Consider the following 420-nt stretch of genomic DNA (forward strand, 5'->3'; position numbering starts at 1 on the left):
AGACTAAAAGCTATAACTCGAGTAATGAAGCCTATGAAATTCGCGGATATAACGGTTTCATGCAGGCATTTAGCCCGATTACAAACAGCGATATCAGGCAGCAGCGGATTGCCATTGATGGCGGCGGAAAATGCCAGTGGCAGCTTAATTCCATTAAAGTCAGTTTTAAGACCGCTGATGGCAATCCCCTGGTAAAGGGAAAAGAGGTTTTCGCTACTAATTATATCTTCGATTTTGATGATTATGGATTTAGCGATGGGTATGGAACCGGTAAAGCGAAGGAATCCAGGGGAGATCTTCATATAAAAACGGATTTCTTTCCGATGGTAACTCATCTGGATGAGAATGATATTAGCCTGGAGTTTTTTGGCGGTGAAACAGGATATGAAAAATGGAGAAGACGATATAAGCTCCATGATA

1 pseudogene is annotated in these 420 nt (G+C 41.7%); it reads left to right on the forward strand.

What is annotated here, in order from left to right:
• A pseudogene (locus tag J1781_RS00195) lies at nucleotides 1-420 on the forward strand (hypothetical protein); the annotation flags it as partial.

It is taken from the genome of Rahnella perminowiae (assembly GCF_019049695.1).
In the GTDB taxonomy this organism is placed as follows: Bacteria; Pseudomonadota; Gammaproteobacteria; order Enterobacterales; family Enterobacteriaceae; genus Rahnella; species Rahnella perminowiae.